Here is a 15,379-nt window from a genome sequence, read left to right as displayed (position 1 = left end):
TGCATTTAATCTGCATTCCGCAGCCGGTCGAGTTCCTGTTCGATTTGACTGTTGAGCCCATTTGTCCATCGGATAATCCTGGTATAGTTTCTGATTTTGAATATTCGTAACCAGATAGCCTCTTGTAATTTTAATATCAGGAGGTCATCCTTTAGCATCTCCTCATAGTTGTGGATCATCGTCGGATAGATAAAAATGCTGTCGTTCTGGAAGTTGGGTAAATAATAACCGCTGCCGTCGGTTACTTGTGAATATTTATCGGCAAAAGGTGTCATAAATTCAAAATTCCGGATGGGCGCTTTATCTCTTCCAAGGCCCACAACCCTTTCGAATCCCAGCTGGTATAAATTTGTAATATTTTCCCGTAACGTATCATTTCGAAGCGTTCTTAGTCCGACGGATTTCAACGCCTCAAAACCGGATGTTTTTGGGAAAAACTGATCGTCGTTATTGGTATTTCTTAGATAATCCACGAGTGAATCTGTTAATGGATTTTTTTTGATGAGATGATCCCTGAGTTTTGTTGTCATGTCAAGTCGCTCATTGTGTGTTGCCAGACCAGACATCAAATCTCGCAAAGAGGCACTCAGATCATCCTGTATTTCCTCGTAAATATTGATTTCAGTTTTTCTTGATTTTCGTTCGTCATTCCATGTATTTACCTGTAAGGCCATGAGTATTCCAATCATGACCAGAAAAATTTCGCCAAGGGCATAGAGAAGGTACTTCCTGATACTGTTTTGGGAAACTAATTGTTTCCTGATTTGACTGAATAGTTTGATCATGGATTATTGAGCAGAAGCCCTGTCTGGAATAATACTAATTTTTTTGAGGTCAGCACTACATAGTCAGGGTAAGTCCGCCATCAACGGTAAGTGTTGAACCGGTGATATAGCTGGATTCATCCGAACAAAGGAATAATATCGATTTCGCCATCTCTTCGGGAAGACCTGCACGTCTCAGGTGTACCGTAGGGAGTAATCCCTGATCATAAAGTTCATCACCGACAATGCCCCGAAGTCGGCGGTGCATGGGAGTATCGGTAACACCCGGACAAAGAAGGTTCACCCGAATTCCCTGTGGCGCAAGTTCTGCGGAAACGCTGGACGTCAACCCGATCAACCCGTGCTTAGAGGTTACATAGGCAGATCCTGTTGGAAAGCCCAGAAATGAATTCACCGAGCCGATATTCACAATGGAACCGCCATTTCCAAGTTTTATCATCGCCCTGGCTTCGTATTTCATGCTAAGAAATATTCCTTTCAGGTTTATATTCATGACGTTGTCCCAGTCCTCTTCAGACAGGTCGGTGATGGCACCGAAATTACCTTCAATCCCGGCATTATTAACCGCATAGTCGAGACGGCCAAACACATCCATCGTATGTTCCACCATTTGTTCAACACTCTTTGCATTGGACACATCTGTTTTAATGGCAGATGCCTGTCCCCCCATATTTTCAATTGATTCCACCAGGCTATCAAGTTCATCTTTTCGGCGGGCGGCAACGACAACTTTTGCTCCCTTTGCGGCAAAAGCTTCGGCGGTTGATCTTCCGATCCCGCTGCTGGCCCCCGTGATCAGGGCTACTTTATCTTTAATTGTACTCACTAATGGTATGGTTTAAATGAATAAATATCTAATTGTCCACTTCGTTTAGTCACGAAAGAATTTGATCATTGAATTGAAGAATAAATTATGATGCCCATCCGGAACGACAGATAAATTAGTCATTTATTTCCAATTAATCTGAAATCAGATCCAGGGGTAATACTTATTTTGCTCCGTAAACACCTGTCGCGCAGCCGAAGAAGAAGTTCTTCACATTTGACTTAAGTCCGGCTTCGACCAAACATGAATGGAAATATTCACATGTCCCGAAATCGGCGCAATACCGGCCCAGCATTCTATAGTCGTCAGTATTTCCGAGGAAGATCTTTCCGATTAATGGAATGATTATTTTCAGGTAGAACATATAGAGCCATTTCAGCACCAAAGGTTTGGGCTTTGAGATTTCAATAAACGAAAAGGTTCCGCCGGGTTTTAAAATACGATGAACTTCCGCAGCTAAAATTTGTTGCTGTTCCTTCTTAAATGTTTTCAGTCCGAATGTGGAAACGATAAAATCTGCTGATTGATCAGGTATATTATTTTTCAGCACATTAGCATTCCTGATTTCAATATTTTTTGACTTTAGCCTGTTGAGATGATTCGCCGCTTTCCGATTCATCTCGTCTGAAATATCTACTGCAATAATCCTGCAACCATCACCCAGCCGTTCCTGAATATCCCCCCAGGCTTCTCCCATTCCAGACATGAGATCATATCCGGTTGGGGTACTTTTCGTTAATGCAAGTTGATTCAGGCATTGTTTTCTCCAGATCGCTGTGAACCCAAACGAGGTAATGAGGTTTGCCAGGCCATAGGTCTTGGACATTCTGTCGAACATTCCGCTCACAAACTCCGGATCATAGATGTCTGTATTGGGTTTACTCACAGGCGGTTCCGTTATTAACCATCTCCTTCACAAGGTGAAATTTCATCGGGAAAATGTCATGCCTGAACCCTTTTCAATTGGTCATCGATGCAGGCGGCGAAACGTGTGGCCGATTTTGGATCAAACCTGAAATAGAGGCATGGTTCGATCAATTCCAGTTCCATCAATGCAAAATCATTCCGGGCTGTGCGAACGAGGTCGACACGGGCGTACATGGGTACAGCCGGAAGCGCCTTCATAGCTTTCCCGGCTGCCTCAAGAAGCCTCGGTTCCGGGTGTATGATGGGAATCACGTCTCCGCCGTGCTCTTCCTGGACGCGAAAATCTCCATTACCAACCGTCTTCAGGATTACGTGGCTCAGTTCACCATTGAAATACATCAGTGAAAACTCGCCCTCTTCCACAATATACTTCATGAACGGTTGAAGAATGCATTCCCTGTCCTGGAACAGTTGAATGACCTTGTGAGAAACTTCAGTATTCTGCTTTGGGATCCGGAAGGTGTCATCTGCATTGGCGCCAATGATGGGCTTGATGATCAACTCACTGGTTTTGAAGGTTTTATAAGCCTTTTCAATGTCTGAATGATTCGGCCCTGTTTTTCGAATGGACGGGACAAGCTGTATGCCTTTTTGTTCCAGCTCAAAGAGATAGTTCTTATTGATGTTCCAGCGGACAATACTTATATCATTGAGCAATAAAGCAGAAGATTTCTCGATTTGTTCGAGTACATCCAGGAATTGTTCCAGGTGATCCTGGTAATCCCAAGGACTGCGAATCACAACCACATGATAGGCATTCCAATCGGTGGGCTGGTTCCAGGGGATATTATCGACTTCCCATCCCAATTTTGTCAAGGGCTCATGAACAAGATCGTCATCGATAAACCAACCTTCAGTATTCGCGATCGAGAGAAAAGCACATTTTGGCATACAGGCTACTTGTTAGCGACAGAATTCAAATTGTTTGGGTTGTTTACTTTACCTGACTTAAATATAAATCAACATCATGAATTATTTCACGTGAATTGGATAAGGAATATTCGAGCTCCTCTTTGGTTTCTGTGAACAGGATGCGTTTGAAATTGCTGATGCCCTGGAAAGTGGCTGCGAGGTGACTGTAATCGATTTCCGACCAAACGAGGGAATCGATCAGAGGCCCCTGGTCGTGAATAGGTGTGGACCCAAAGGTATATGTATTTACGTAGGAGGTGATCTTTTCCTGATAGTCACGGGTAGTTTTTTCGACCCGGTCTTTCAGGGAAAATTTACGGTTGTAAAATGTCTTGATCTTCGATTTGAGCGAATCCGGCAACTCTTCGATCAAACTGGTCTGATTAAGGCTGTTGAAGGAATTTGTGTTGTAAATAATTTGGGCGCTCCAGTTAGGGTTGAATTCAAAGCGCATGATCCGGATTAAAGTATCTACTGTGGCAGCCGGCTGGGCGACCCGTGACCTCAGCGTTTCATTGAATTCATATTGTTGGGTTATAAAGGGCAAGCGATCGGTGATCAGCAAAGTATCCTGGATCAGATCGCCTTTCAAGGCAACCAGGAGGCTCTGAGTTTCCGATCTCGTTTTTCTCTGTTCATTCAAGGTGTTGATTTGAAGTGCAATGAGTATGCCGATTACTACCAGGATAATTTCCCCAATGGCATATTTGAAATAGCTGACAGTTTTACTTTCACTCAGCATTTTTAGCCTGATTTTTCGGAAGAAATTAATCATTCGGATTTATTTATTTCGGCATCGATCATATTGATAATTTCCTGTGCTGTTTCAATGAGTTCCCTGGATTGTAGCAATGAAACGGATATCGTGAGCTCCCTGGTAGTAAGAGAACTTTCAAAGTCGGGGTCTTTTAATAAACCAGCGTAATCGCTTTCAAACGGACTTGGTGACTGGCTTTGGAACAAAGCATATCCCCTGTAATCAATGCTCCGGTATACATCGTACAACGCAACATATTGCCGGACCACGGGAAGTACCATGTTATATAGGGCGTTACTCGAATATACTTCATCTTCGGTAATGTCTGCGACCTGTTGAGGCCAGAGGACCAGCGCATTCTTAATTGAATCGTTGCTTATAATATTTATTTTACCTGAATTGAATAGAATATTCAGTGTTTCCGACTGTCCATTGTATGTGGGGTTTATCAGAAGTCCGGCGATCAGGCTGTCTATGCGCTGTTTTGTATAGTTGATTTGTTCGTCCCGGATTAGTGTATACAGTGAAGATGTTTTTGAAATAATCTCCTCCCTGAAGGCATTATTCTCCTCAAATTCAATGATCGCGTTGATGAAATCCGTCCGTATATTACGCAGCGTAGAAATCTCTTCTGCCCGTTGTTTCTTTTGTTCGTTCCAGGTGTTGATCTGCAGGGCAATTAATATGCCTATCACGACCAAAATGATTTCCCCGATGGCATAAATCAAATACCTGCTGAATCTTCCCGAAGCGCTGGAAGGGCTGTTACGGTTAATCAGTTTAAGTCTTATTGTTCTGAAGAATTTGATCATATCACACGGTCAGCTATTTATTGTTTTTTGAATTTACCATAAATAGGCTGACCCGGGTAAACATTTTTAACGGTTTTCCCTTCATTCACCACAAGAACCCCGTTCACCAGCACGTAGTGAATTCCCTCCGAAAACTTTAAACCTTCATCAAAGGTTGCGCGATCGATCACTTTATCCGGATCAAAAACAGTGATATCGGCATCGGCTCCTACCTGGATTCTTCCTTTGAACCGCATCATGGGAGATATCGTTTCGAGTCTTCTGGCGGGTAAGAGTGTCATTTTTTCTATAGCCGTGGGCAGGCTGATTACTTTCTCTTCCCTAACATATTTACCCAGGACCCTGGAAAACGTACCTGCAGTACGCGGATGGGCAAGTTTTGCGTAAAACATACCATCGGAAGATATAATCACCTTATCTGCGGCAATACCTGTGCGAATCCAATCCGGCTTCATCATATGAACTATCACTATACCACCCTCTTTTCGCTTCTCGATAAAAGTCTTCTCCGTTAATCGTTCACCTGTTGCAACCCATTGTAGATCGTTGTAGGAAATACCGAGCCGCTCCTGCCATCCGTCGTCAAACAGTGCGGTTTCAATCCCCGTTGATGCAGCGGTGTAGGGATATAATTCCGTAGTGATATCAAAGCCCCGCTGCTGTGCTGCTTGTAACATTTCCAGTGCCAGGCCAATTTCACTGCGGGCCATGCTATTCACATGAACGATATGCAGAGGAGCACCGGTTATGACCGCATCTGAAATGGATTGTTGTATGGCCATCGTTCCGCCTTCCCGTACATGGGTGAAAATCGGCACCTGCATTTCTCCCGCGAGCTGATATATTCGGTAGATCTCTTCCCGACTGGACCCGGTTACATATGCAGGTACCAATCCAATGCCAACACCGCCTTCCCGAAGGGACTCCTTCACATGTTCGAGCATACCCGGAAGTTGATCGGCTGATAGTTCTGTATATAATGCCGGCTTTACCTCGTCGAGGATAATATCCACGCCCTTATATTGGCCACCTGATATCCGTTTTTCAATTTCTTCAACGCCTGATTTCATTTCGGGATTGTCCAGACTTCGGCAAAAAGCCCAGTTGACACTTGCTCCGTAGTTGATCAGCGCATTTGAAGCCCTTGATTCATACCAAGCCCTGAGCATCGGTACACCCCATTCCAGCTCCAGCGCTGAAGTTACCCCGTCTCTTACCTGATATTCCTGTTCCACATTGGTAACGCCATGTACATGCAGGTCGATAAAACCGGGAGAAACCACCAATCCGGAAACATCAATTGTTTGTTTGCCTGACAAACTTCCGGATGAAATTTCCATGATTCTGCCATCACTGATTCCCACATTCCGGATGTCGTCCATTTTGGTTTCAGGATCAATCACACGGCCGCCTTTAAGGACTATGTCATATTGGATTTCAGATTGAGCATTAACGACAGATGTGCCCAAAGCCGAAATAGCCAGGACAACTAATAGTGAAAAGAATATATGATGATTGGAATTCTTCAGGAGGATTAAATATTCAGTCATTTTGTTATTCAATAAATAGTTAGCAGTGGTTGGGATAATCATTCCGGGTTTGTCAATGATTCGATTACCTGCAAAATGATTTCGCCGGCATTTTTGTCGACCGACATTCCGGTCAGGTATTCTGAATGGGGGATTTCATTTTCCGCGTCGAAGAAATCAGGTGTTACAATGTATCCCAAACCATCCATACCCAATCCCAGGACGAATTTTGGCCCGGTGGTATTCATCAATTTTTTTGATTCCAGTGAATAAACCGGGGATGTTTCACCCGGGTGGGTAATAAACTCAGCATCCCCGACCCTGAACCAGGCAATTTCGGTTTCAACACTATCGGTGATAGCACGATCAATAACTCCCATTGATGCGAGTTGCCTGAATCCTTCATTCGAAACCGGCAATGAAAACACACTTCGATTGAATTGAATATCGGTTGATACCGTTGCTTTTGAATTTTTGAGGGAGGAGAGTACCGCATCGGCCAGTTCGCGACCTCTTTTAAATGCATTCGGAAAGCTTTTTTCTTCATACTCGGGTTGAACCCATCCTCCGATGGAACCTTGCAAATACTGGTTTGTTCCGCCTAATTCCTGGTCCATCGCCTCATAAAAACCTCCAATAAAGTCGGATGATACCTCATCATTGGTTCCGTCCATAAAGGTTGGATGACAAGCAAAATTTGTGAGTGTGGCGATCGAGTTGCCGTTTAAATCGGTGAATTGCAACACGCCAAGTGATCGGTCAAGTTCTTCCGGTTTCGATATATTATAGACCCAATCTTCTCCGTAGGTAGTTTCTGCATAGTGCAACTCAGCAGGCTGCTTCTGTTCAAATGCTTCGATAATTTTGGCTGCGGCTATCTGTACAAGTCTTTGCATATATTCCGTATTCACACCAGAACTCTGCTGATTTTGCCCCCACAGACCGACCACATCCGGACCGCTATGGGTGTGGGTAGATGAAGATACAATATGTGACGGATCCAACAATTCAGGGGAGATCTGCCGGGCTACGGCTTCACGGATTTCAAGAAGTGTTGGGTAAAGCAACCCAATGCAATCGACCGTTATTATGGCCACGGTGTGTTGAGAATCAGAAACAACGACGGCCTTTACAAAAAGCGGGTCATGAACACCTGAAAATTTACGGTTATTTCTATCACCTGCGATGAAATCGCCTGGTGCGGGGTTTATAATTCCAAAGGCTGCACCTACCGATAATGAGTTTTCCGAAGGTTTATCCGAAGCACATGAAGAGATCAGCATCTGACTGCTTAAAAATATGATTCTGATGAAAAGGCTTTTGAATTGATATATCATATTTCACAGGGTGGGTCGGCACAAAATTTCCGATAATATACATGAATTAATGGATAATTCCGGCTGTAAAAGGAGGGTGAAAGGAGTTATTTCAACTCAACCACAATCTTACCTTTCGCCTTATTTTCCTCCATATACCTGTGGGCCTCAGGAACCTGTTCGAGTGTGAATACCTTGTCAATATTTAATTTTACCGAACCCTTTTCCACTTCATCGATGAATTCCTGAAGCAATCCTTTCGGGAGATTGGATGATTCACCCATGTATACGGTAAGTTTCCCCAATGAGGGGATATCACCCATTGGCGTGAATTCTTTCATAGTCCATTCGTTCCCGAGGATCCCGGTCATGCATACCATACCACCCGTCTTGATGCACTTTAACGAGTCTTTCAATGTGCGTGTGCCTATTAATTCAAGGACTTTATTGACTCCTTCAGGATATATTGTTTTTACTTTTGAGGAAATCTCGCCATCATCAATTACCACATGATCTGCGCCATTGTCTTTGAGTGCTTGTACTTTTTCATCAGTACGCGTTGTGGATAAGACGGTCAGCCCTTTTGTTTTTGCCAGCTGACAGGCAAGCATTCCGATTGATGAGGTTCCTCCCCGAATGAGAAGGGTTTCTCCCTCCGAAATTTCCAGTGCCTGATTCAGAGAGCCCGATACTGTCTGGAACATTTCCGGAATAGCTCCCAAGATATGCCAAGGTAACCTGCTTTCAAAAGGCAATACGATTTCAAGCGGCACGAGGGTAAATTCGGCATAGCCACCATCATAAAACCTGCCCATACCACCCATTAAAGCGGCCACCTTTTGCCCTTTAGCAAAAGTATTCGAGGGATCTTCTTCAATATAACCTACGCACTCTATACCCTGAATTCTCGGGAATTCAACACCCGGTGAATCTCCTCTTCTTGTAAAAAGCTCCGACCTGTTTAGTCCGAATGCTTTAACCCTGATCAGCACCCAACCCGGTTTGACCTTTGGTTTCATTACTTCCCTCAGAAGGATCACTTCTGGGTTTCCGGGGGTTACTGTCACAGCTGCTTTCATAGAGGTGGGTTGTTCAGTGCAAATTATATACTACCGGCCGATAAATGCATTGTATTCATCATTCATAACTTTATCGGTGGTTATGACACGATAATATCGTTTTAACAATTTACCAATTACTGGGAAAAAGGAAGTAAACTGCTTCAGCGATTGACCTTCGTATTGATATAGTTCGAAATCTACGATGTATACCACCGGATCATCCGGGTAAAAGGACTTTGCCAGCTGATTCAATGCATAGGCATTATCAAAGCCCTGTTGATTATAAGTTGTATAAACCCTGGATTGAAAATAGGGGCGTTCAAGATAGTATGGTAGCCGGCCTTCCGTCTCCAGTTGCCTTATATTTTTTTCTGCCTCCTCATATTTTCCTTCTGAAATGAGCTTTTCGATACTCAGTGCATCGCCAGATCCAGTTAGCTTCAGGGATGAACCATGTAAATGTAAAATCAGCTCCTTCCCAAGGCTGTCCAGCATTTCCAGTCTAATGCCATACCTGAGGGTATAGTATGCCGTATCATTCTGGAAGAGAGGCGCTTCAGTTAAGCCATCTATGGTTACATACCAAACAGAATCACGAGGATGGATAGTAAGGTTTCTTAATTCTGAGAAGATATAATTGCCGCCTGCATTTTCTGGAAGACTGGCATAAATCGCATTGTCAGTGAGATGGATGTGACCGATGGAATCCAGGACCTCATCATGCAAATAGGCCTCACCTTCAAGATTTTGCGGGATTGGAATATCAGGAATTACAGCATCCCGGTGATCATTCAGATGTGAATGAAGTGAGTACAAACTGGGAACAATCATTTTGATTTTGGCATGTGGCAGCGTAAAAAATGTAGGGTCTGATGTCGTGTTCGGCGTATCCATCGTTTTCTCACCCACGAGAATGGTGTGGGTCATTCTCTCCATGTCACTCGCAAAACTCACAGCAGCTGAACCTGTACCCCGGTCGATAAGGGTATAAAGCTTACCATATTGATTAATGAGTGTGTCCGCAGCAATCCGGTTCAGGAAGGAGTTGTGATTCTGCGTGTCACCACCACCATTGCCCCGTACGTCGATCACTACCTTTTCTGGTCTGGTATTATGTATTTTTTCAAATACCTCATTCCAGAATGCTTCAATGTCACCCTGGGCGATACACGCTGAATACCGAAGGTAGAAAATATTATCATCCTCTATAGTCGTATACCAGTAGTTCTTTTCAGGATTCCTTTGGTACAAAGGGATTTCATCAGTATCCCATTTATCATTCATTCTTACATAGTCTGTCAGCCCGGCGATTTCATTTTCCGATAAAGGTTGAAAGGTAAGGGTAGACAGTCTGCCGTCCTGAAGGATTTCCAGTTCAACCTCATTTTTATCCGGAATTATACCTTCATGGTACAAGACTTCGGACGAAGAAATGATACTGCCAATGAAATAGGCAGCTCCCGCTTCGTTAGGTGAATTACAGTAGGATGACAGTTTTTTGAAGACTTCCTGACTATCCATGTTCCCGATTCTTACCACCCTGGCGCCTAATGTTCGCGGATCAACCTGACCCCCCATCAGATAGAAGTTCCCTTCCGACCAGGTTAGTGAGAATGGGAATCGCGGTCCGACAAGGGACGTTTTATTCATTATGTTCGTGTGAGGATCTCTGAAAGAGGCAACGGTCTTGATTACGGCGATGTTGAATTCTTCCTGGCTTTGAAGCGGTTCCTTTGCTGCTGCTTGCCGCAAAGCCTCTATTTGCTCATCAAAGGACTGCCTTCCGGGAAGTACATTATATCCCGAGAATTCATTTTTGAAAATATATTCCAGCCGGTCGATGTCCTCGAGTCGTTTTTCATTTTCCGTAAGAAATGATGCCTGAATTTTTTCGTAAAGCTTATTCAAACCGAGCGGCACCAAAATAAGGAACACAAGGAATATTAACGACAGTATCGTCCACTTCAAACCTTTGAGTACCTTTTTCATGGTTGTTATTTTGAGTATTAATTAAATAGGAATCACAAATAGTGAAAATCAGACCGACTAATCAAATTCTCTGTTGTGGGAGCAGGTTTTTCAATACATGGTATTGGGATTGGCCGATTCTTTAGGTACCTGCTGGATAGCATCCCAATGTTCACAAATCTTGCCATGATGGTCAAATCTGAAGAAATCCATGGTGACATATTCGTCATTCCCGGGCCATATCTGGTGCGTATGAAGGGCGACCAGGTCACCTTCAGCGATGCAGCGTACAAACCGAATGGTTTTTTCAGGATATTCATGTTGCATCCGTTTGAAATAATCGATGAATCCTTCAGTGCCGTCGACTACAGCCGGATTATGCTGAATGTATTCGATACCGACATACTTGCGGACGGCCGTTTCAGGGTCTCCTTCAAATGCTGTCCTGTAAAAGTCGATAGCGTTCTGTTTATTTTGCTCCTGATTCGCTGTGCTCATGTTATTTATTTCTGATCAATATTTTCTATTTCCATATTTATGATTTCAATCAATTGCTCTGCCCACAAACGTTTATTATCAAGAAAATTAATGCCAATTTTTAGCCGGATAGAGAAAGAGTTGATATAATTTTCAACTTCCATATCCCGGCGGAAAGCCTCGGCGGAAAACTGAAATCTGTTATCATTCTCATATCCCGGAAGTAAATAGGATCCGTCCAGACCATCCAGGGCGTAAGTGTTTTTGTTAAAAATCCTATACCTTTTCATCAAAACCGATTCTGAAAAACTATTGGTAAATCTTTTGGTCTCTGTCACATGCTGATCTAGGGTAATGTCGGAATAGTATTTTGAAATAAGATCGACCAAACTGTCATTGCGGATGAAATTGATATGCCCGTTGTTCTTAGCTGTTTCAAACGCTGTACTATTTAAGCTGGGTAAAATGAAATACACCAATCGCGTTACATCGTTATCGAATTGCGATGCATCTGTTACCGGGATTTCGGGATTGATGATATAGGCAAGCAACCGGTCACAGGTTTCTTTCTGCGTTGTTTTAAAGGAACTAACACGCTGTAATTCCCGGATATCATCGTTCAGGTCTCTTCTTAGGTTGATCAAGGTTGCTTTTTCCAGCTTTTTGTTATCCGATGCGATCTTCCAGCCATTAATTTGAATTGCAATGAGAATTCCGATAACCACAAGAATGATTTCTCCAATGGCATATAGCAGATATTTAGTAATCCGGGAAGAAGTATTGGGCGAACCCCCGGGACCCGGGGAAAGTAGTCGCAGACGGATTTTTTTAAAAAACTTAATCATTGGCTACAGCGCATTTCGTGTTTAAAATCTCAATGAGTACGGCATTTTCATTTTTCATAAGATGATATAGTTCCTTTTGCCGGGTATTGGTGGCAAAATAATACAGTGCATCAATGTATAGTGCTCTTTTTATTTCATCCGATATGGCCCCCTGGTTATCAATCGGGAGGGACTCCAGCACATCTTTGTCCAGATTATCTAAAAATCTGTCGGTTGTTAAATTTGATTCAAGCCAGCCATTCTCGAAATTGTTTTTCTGATCATAATAGAGATCAACCGCCTTTTGTCCGTTCACCTGTACAATACTAAAGTAGCTTTCAATCTTGTTGAAATAATGATTCAGCGCCTTTATGATACTTTTGTCGCCAATGATATTCAGGTTGGCTCCTGACTTCAGATCTTCAAATGCCGAGTTGTTTGGCCGGAAATCAACGTATATTGCACTGATGGAGCGATTGATCTGAATTCCGATCTCCGCTTTTCTGGTAGTCTCTTTCTGAAGTAATCTTAGTGCTTCATTTGCGGTTATTATTCTGGCCTCTGAAAGAGAAATATATTCAATAAGCTGCTCCTTATCCTGCAAGGCGTCCTCAAGAAGCCTGCAATAATACTCTTGTTCCAGTCTTGACTGTTTTTTTGCGTCGTTCCAGGTATTGATCTGCAAGGCAATCAATATTCCTATAACCACAAGGAGAATTTCACCAAGTGCATACAGCAGGTATTTGCTGAGCCTGTTTTGGGCAAGAAGCTTCTGTCTGATTTTTCGAAAAAAACTGATCATTTCTCTTTTTCTCTAGGTTTATAAAGCCTGTATAATCCTGCTGCGGTCAGAATTCCGGCAAATGAGGTTAGCACATACCAGATATAAACCAACTCCTTATCCAAATCCGGATTCATCAGGTTGACTATTCCACTAATCAGGACCAATGCAGGTCCGATCCACTGATATTTGGGTGATTCAAGGAACTTCATTTCTTAATTTTCTTCTTCTAATCCTTTCTTAAAAAGCTTTTCAAATGCGTCATACACGGCAAGGTGAAGTGCATCACCATGGTTCTGATTTTCGAAGTATCTGAAATGCACATCGAATTGATTTTGGTGTTGCTGCAGCTTCTCATGTAATTCTACGGCTACCCGTTCCATTACCTCACCCTCTTTTCCAACCCCTACGTAGACTTTCACAGGGGAGGTAAGCGGAGCTATGTTCCGGGAAAGCAGACGCTCGTCATCCCACCATAAACTCGGACTGATGATAATATAATTATCGAACATTCCGGGGTGCTTAAATAGAATCTCCGTTGCGAGTAAGCCGCCCAGTGACTGTCCGATGAGTGTTTTTTGATCATTTAGCCGATAATTTTTTGCAATAATTTCCTGAAGTTCCTTTTCCAGGAAGTTTATAAAATTCTGAGAGCCTCCCGAGGTTGGAAATTCCTGTCTATCATCTTCCGACATACTAGGATACGTAAAGTCTCGTTTTCGGTCGGTGTTTGCGATACCGACTACAATGGATTCGGGAATGATGTTGATCCATGAAAACGAACAGAACTGGACCAGTCCGGCAATGTGAATGAAGTCTTCATCTTTCGAGCCGTCCAACAGATAAATCACCGGATATGTATGCAAAGTATCGTCATGATAACTGGCTGGAAGGTATAGATTGATAGTCCGGTTTTCCCCTAATGCCTCGGATACGATTTGCAGTGTTTCGCCAATCGTGAACTCCCCACTGTCAATAATTTGGGCAATGCCGGCGTGAAAGGTAAGGAATGCGAAAAGGGTTAATTTGAATTTAGTCACCCGGATCAATTTAATGACACGGTACCAAGTCGCTCACCCATCAGAATATGCTCGTAAGCACTGCCATCAGAATTTCTCGGGCTGTCAATAGAGAAGTTTACCCCATCCTGGAATATCATGATAAAATCAGATCCGCCAAACGCGAAGTTGCCAAGCATGTCGCCTTTCTTTACCTGAACCCCGGGTTTAAGGTTATTTTCAAAATTCACCGAGCCGACAGCCACCATGCCAATTGGCATTAATGCCACCAATCCGTATTCTTCAGTTTCCAGAATTACACAGCCCCTGGTTTCTATAGTTTGCCATCCTGTCTTGGCCGAAGGGTCGAAGGCGTAACGGCCGTTTTCCGCATCCCACCAAAGCTCTCCGCCGGTAGGATTTATGCCCTGGATGATTCTTACTTCCTTCACAGTTCCGCTCATGGGGAAGTGATAGCGGTGGTAATCGTTCACATTTAAGAAAGAATGCGTAAAGGTTCCATTGGCAAAAGCATCCTTATATTCACTGTCATCGCCAATCAGGTTGGAAATTGATCGGAGCGATGCAGATTTTACAACAACATCATCAGCAATGAGCAGTGAATTGCTGTCTATCGCCCACACCCCCTGGGGTTCAGAATCCGCGAATGATGCCACAACGGAGTTATTATCCGGGGAGGCAATGGGCCGCATTTCAGGAGACTTGAGATAACGAGCAAAAAATTCGTTGAATGTCTTCCAATTTGACGGGTCTTCATACCAGCCATTTTGTAGTCCGAAATTCGGGTCATTCAAAGCGGCCTGGTAATACTCTTCATTCCAGGAATCTTCTGTATCAAGATAAGACCCCCAAGATTTACTGAATGTGATTAGCCAGGAGGCAAAGGGCTCTGCATATTGCAGTGAGTTGTTAACAAGGTCTTTTCCTTCCAGTTCCGGCAACGGCTGATCAATCAGAAAGTAAAAGCAGGTAAGGCTTTGAAAAATATGATCAAATATCTCGGGATATTCTTCTTTCTCCATAAGCGCCCAGGGCATTGCGGTCTCACAGTGTGAAACAAATGAATAGTATTCTTCCAGGCTTTGCGCAGGATTTGTATTTGGGTCTGGGTTGATCTTCCGTGCCTGTTCGAGAGAGGAGATAAGCATTGATTTTAATTCCGGGCTGCTTTCAACAAGAGAGATGAGCTCCTTGGTTGCAGGGGCGTATTCAATTTTCTTCTCTGTGGAATTACAGCCAGAGATAAGGATTAAAGAAAGGATAATTACATTAAGAGGTGACAGGGAGTAACGTTGGTTCATTCTTGTGGTTGATTAGGTCAGTCACAAGATAGTAAAATCCCACATTAAATAATTTACAGGATATACTCTTTCAAAAAACGAATG

General features: G+C 43.3%; 16 protein-coding genes. All 16 read right to left on the bottom strand.

Annotated elements, in window-relative coordinates:
• Positions 1–5: 5 nt before the first annotated feature.
• The gene (locus LDX50_RS15275) at positions 6–785 is read right to left on the bottom strand and encodes a DUF6090 family protein (RefSeq protein ID WP_225698170.1); all 780 of its coding nucleotides are present in this window, start codon (positions 783–785) and stop codon (positions 6–8) included.
• 55 nt (positions 786–840) lie between these two features.
• On the bottom strand, positions 841–1,611 hold the full coding sequence (locus LDX50_RS15270) for an SDR family NAD(P)-dependent oxidoreductase (protein WP_225698169.1): 771 nt from the start codon (positions 1,609–1,611) through the stop codon (positions 841–843).
• A 163-nt stretch (positions 1,612–1,774) separates the two neighbouring features.
• Positions 1,775–2,497, bottom strand: a complete 723-nt coding sequence (locus LDX50_RS15265) for a class I SAM-dependent methyltransferase (protein ID WP_225698168.1) — start codon at positions 2,495–2,497, stop codon at positions 1,775–1,777.
• 56 nt (positions 2,498–2,553) lie between these two features.
• Positions 2,554–3,429 (bottom strand): ATP-grasp domain-containing protein, encoded by an 876-nt coding sequence (locus LDX50_RS15260; RefSeq protein WP_225698167.1) that lies wholly within the window; start codon positions 3,427–3,429, stop codon positions 2,554–2,556.
• Positions 3,430–3,472: 43 nt separating this feature from the next.
• Positions 3,473–4,225 carry a DUF6090 family protein gene (locus tag LDX50_RS15255; RefSeq protein WP_225698166.1) on the bottom strand — a complete coding sequence of 251 codons (753 nt, stop codon included), beginning with the start codon at positions 4,223–4,225 and terminating at the stop codon, positions 3,473–3,475.
• The gene (locus LDX50_RS15250) at positions 4,222–5,019 is read right to left on the bottom strand and encodes a DUF6090 family protein (RefSeq protein ID WP_225698165.1); all 798 of its coding nucleotides are present in this window, start codon (positions 5,017–5,019) and stop codon (positions 4,222–4,224) included. Before LDX50_RS15250 ends, LDX50_RS15255 begins: the two co-directional genes overlap by 4 nt.
• Before the next feature lie 17 nt (positions 5,020–5,036).
• A complete protein-coding gene (locus LDX50_RS15245; protein WP_225698164.1) occupies positions 5,037–6,569 on the bottom strand; it encodes an amidohydrolase family protein in 1,533 nt (510 codons plus the stop codon).
• A 38-nt stretch (positions 6,570–6,607) separates the two neighbouring features.
• Positions 6,608–7,885, bottom strand: a complete 1,278-nt coding sequence (locus LDX50_RS15240; protein ID WP_225698163.1) for a neutral/alkaline non-lysosomal ceramidase N-terminal domain-containing protein — start codon at positions 7,883–7,885, stop codon at positions 6,608–6,610.
• A gap of 86 nt (positions 7,886–7,971) precedes the next feature.
• Positions 7,972–8,943, bottom strand: a complete 972-nt coding sequence (locus tag LDX50_RS15235) for a zinc-binding alcohol dehydrogenase family protein (RefSeq protein ID WP_225698162.1) — start codon at positions 8,941–8,943, stop codon at positions 7,972–7,974.
• A 30-nt stretch (positions 8,944–8,973) separates the two neighbouring features.
• Complete coding sequence (locus LDX50_RS15230) at positions 8,974–10,914, bottom strand: S41 family peptidase (RefSeq protein WP_225698161.1); 1,941 nt, start codon at positions 10,912–10,914, stop codon at positions 8,974–8,976.
• Positions 10,915–11,004: 90 nt separating this feature from the next.
• Positions 11,005–11,391, bottom strand: a complete 387-nt coding sequence (locus LDX50_RS15225) for a nuclear transport factor 2 family protein (RefSeq protein ID WP_225698160.1) — start codon at positions 11,389–11,391, stop codon at positions 11,005–11,007.
• Positions 11,392–11,396: 5 nt separating this feature from the next.
• Positions 11,397–12,215: a DUF6090 family protein gene (locus tag LDX50_RS15220; protein ID WP_225698159.1), complete on the bottom strand. Its 819-nt coding sequence runs from the start codon at positions 12,213–12,215 to the stop codon at positions 11,397–11,399.
• Positions 12,208–12,996 carry a DUF6090 family protein gene (locus LDX50_RS15215; protein WP_225698158.1) on the bottom strand — a complete coding sequence of 263 codons (789 nt, stop codon included), beginning with the start codon at positions 12,994–12,996 and terminating at the stop codon, positions 12,208–12,210. Before LDX50_RS15215 ends, LDX50_RS15220 begins: the two co-directional genes overlap by 8 nt.
• Positions 12,993–13,187 carry a hypothetical protein gene (locus tag LDX50_RS15210; protein ID WP_225698157.1) on the bottom strand — a complete coding sequence of 65 codons (195 nt, stop codon included), beginning with the start codon at positions 13,185–13,187 and terminating at the stop codon, positions 12,993–12,995. The genes LDX50_RS15215 and LDX50_RS15210 overlap by 4 nt, the downstream gene beginning before the upstream one ends.
• A 3-nt stretch (positions 13,188–13,190) precedes the next feature.
• Entirely contained in the window at positions 13,191–14,015 is an 825-nt protein-coding gene (locus LDX50_RS15205) for an alpha/beta hydrolase (protein ID WP_225698156.1), read from the bottom strand.
• Positions 14,016–14,020: 5 nt separating this feature from the next.
• Positions 14,021–15,295 carry a phosphatidylserine decarboxylase gene (locus tag LDX50_RS15200; RefSeq protein WP_225698155.1) on the bottom strand — a complete coding sequence of 425 codons (1,275 nt, stop codon included), beginning with the start codon at positions 15,293–15,295 and terminating at the stop codon, positions 14,021–14,023.
• Between the last annotated feature and the right edge of the window lie 84 nt (positions 15,296–15,379).

It is taken from the genome of Fulvivirga sedimenti, assembly GCF_020328055.1.
This window is presented reverse-complemented; position numbering and strand designations above follow the sequence as displayed.

What these genes read in the sequence shown, in the direction of transcription:
- LDX50_RS15275 (WP_225698170.1), bottom strand. Translation starts at nt 785, where the DNA reads ATGATCAAACTATTCAGTCAAATCAGGAAACAATTAGTTTCCCAAAAC.
- LDX50_RS15260 (WP_225698167.1), bottom strand. Translation starts at nt 3,429, where the DNA reads ATGCCAAAATGTGCTTTTCTCTCGATCGCGAATACTGAAGGTTGGTTT.
- LDX50_RS15255 (WP_225698166.1), bottom strand. Translation starts at nt 4,225, where the DNA reads ATGATTAATTTCTTCCGAAAAATCAGGCTAAAAATGCTGAGTGAAAGT.
- LDX50_RS15250 (WP_225698165.1), bottom strand. Translation starts at nt 5,019, where the DNA reads ATGATCAAATTCTTCAGAACAATAAGACTTAAACTGATTAACCGTAAC.
- LDX50_RS15245 (WP_225698164.1), bottom strand. Translation starts at nt 6,569, where the DNA reads ATGACTGAATATTTAATCCTCCTGAAGAATTCCAATCATCATATATTC.
- LDX50_RS15240 (WP_225698163.1), bottom strand. Translation starts at nt 7,885, where the DNA reads ATGATATATCAATTCAAAAGCCTTTTCATCAGAATCATATTTTTAAGC.
- LDX50_RS15235 (WP_225698162.1), bottom strand. Translation starts at nt 8,943, where the DNA reads ATGAAAGCAGCTGTGACAGTAACCCCCGGAAACCCAGAAGTGATCCTT.
- LDX50_RS15230 (WP_225698161.1), bottom strand. Translation starts at nt 10,914, where the DNA reads ATGAAAAAGGTACTCAAAGGTTTGAAGTGGACGATACTGTCGTTAATA.
- LDX50_RS15225 (WP_225698160.1), bottom strand. Translation starts at nt 11,391, where the DNA reads ATGAGCACAGCGAATCAGGAGCAAAATAAACAGAACGCTATCGACTTT.
- LDX50_RS15220 (WP_225698159.1), bottom strand. Translation starts at nt 12,215, where the DNA reads ATGATTAAGTTTTTTAAAAAAATCCGTCTGCGACTACTTTCCCCGGGT.
- LDX50_RS15215 (WP_225698158.1), bottom strand. Translation starts at nt 12,996, where the DNA reads ATGATCAGTTTTTTTCGAAAAATCAGACAGAAGCTTCTTGCCCAAAAC.
- LDX50_RS15210 (WP_225698157.1), bottom strand. Translation starts at nt 13,187, where the DNA reads ATGAAGTTCCTTGAATCACCCAAATATCAGTGGATCGGACCTGCATTG.
- LDX50_RS15200 (WP_225698155.1), bottom strand. Translation starts at nt 15,295, where the DNA reads ATGAACCAACGTTACTCCCTGTCACCTCTTAATGTAATTATCCTTTCT.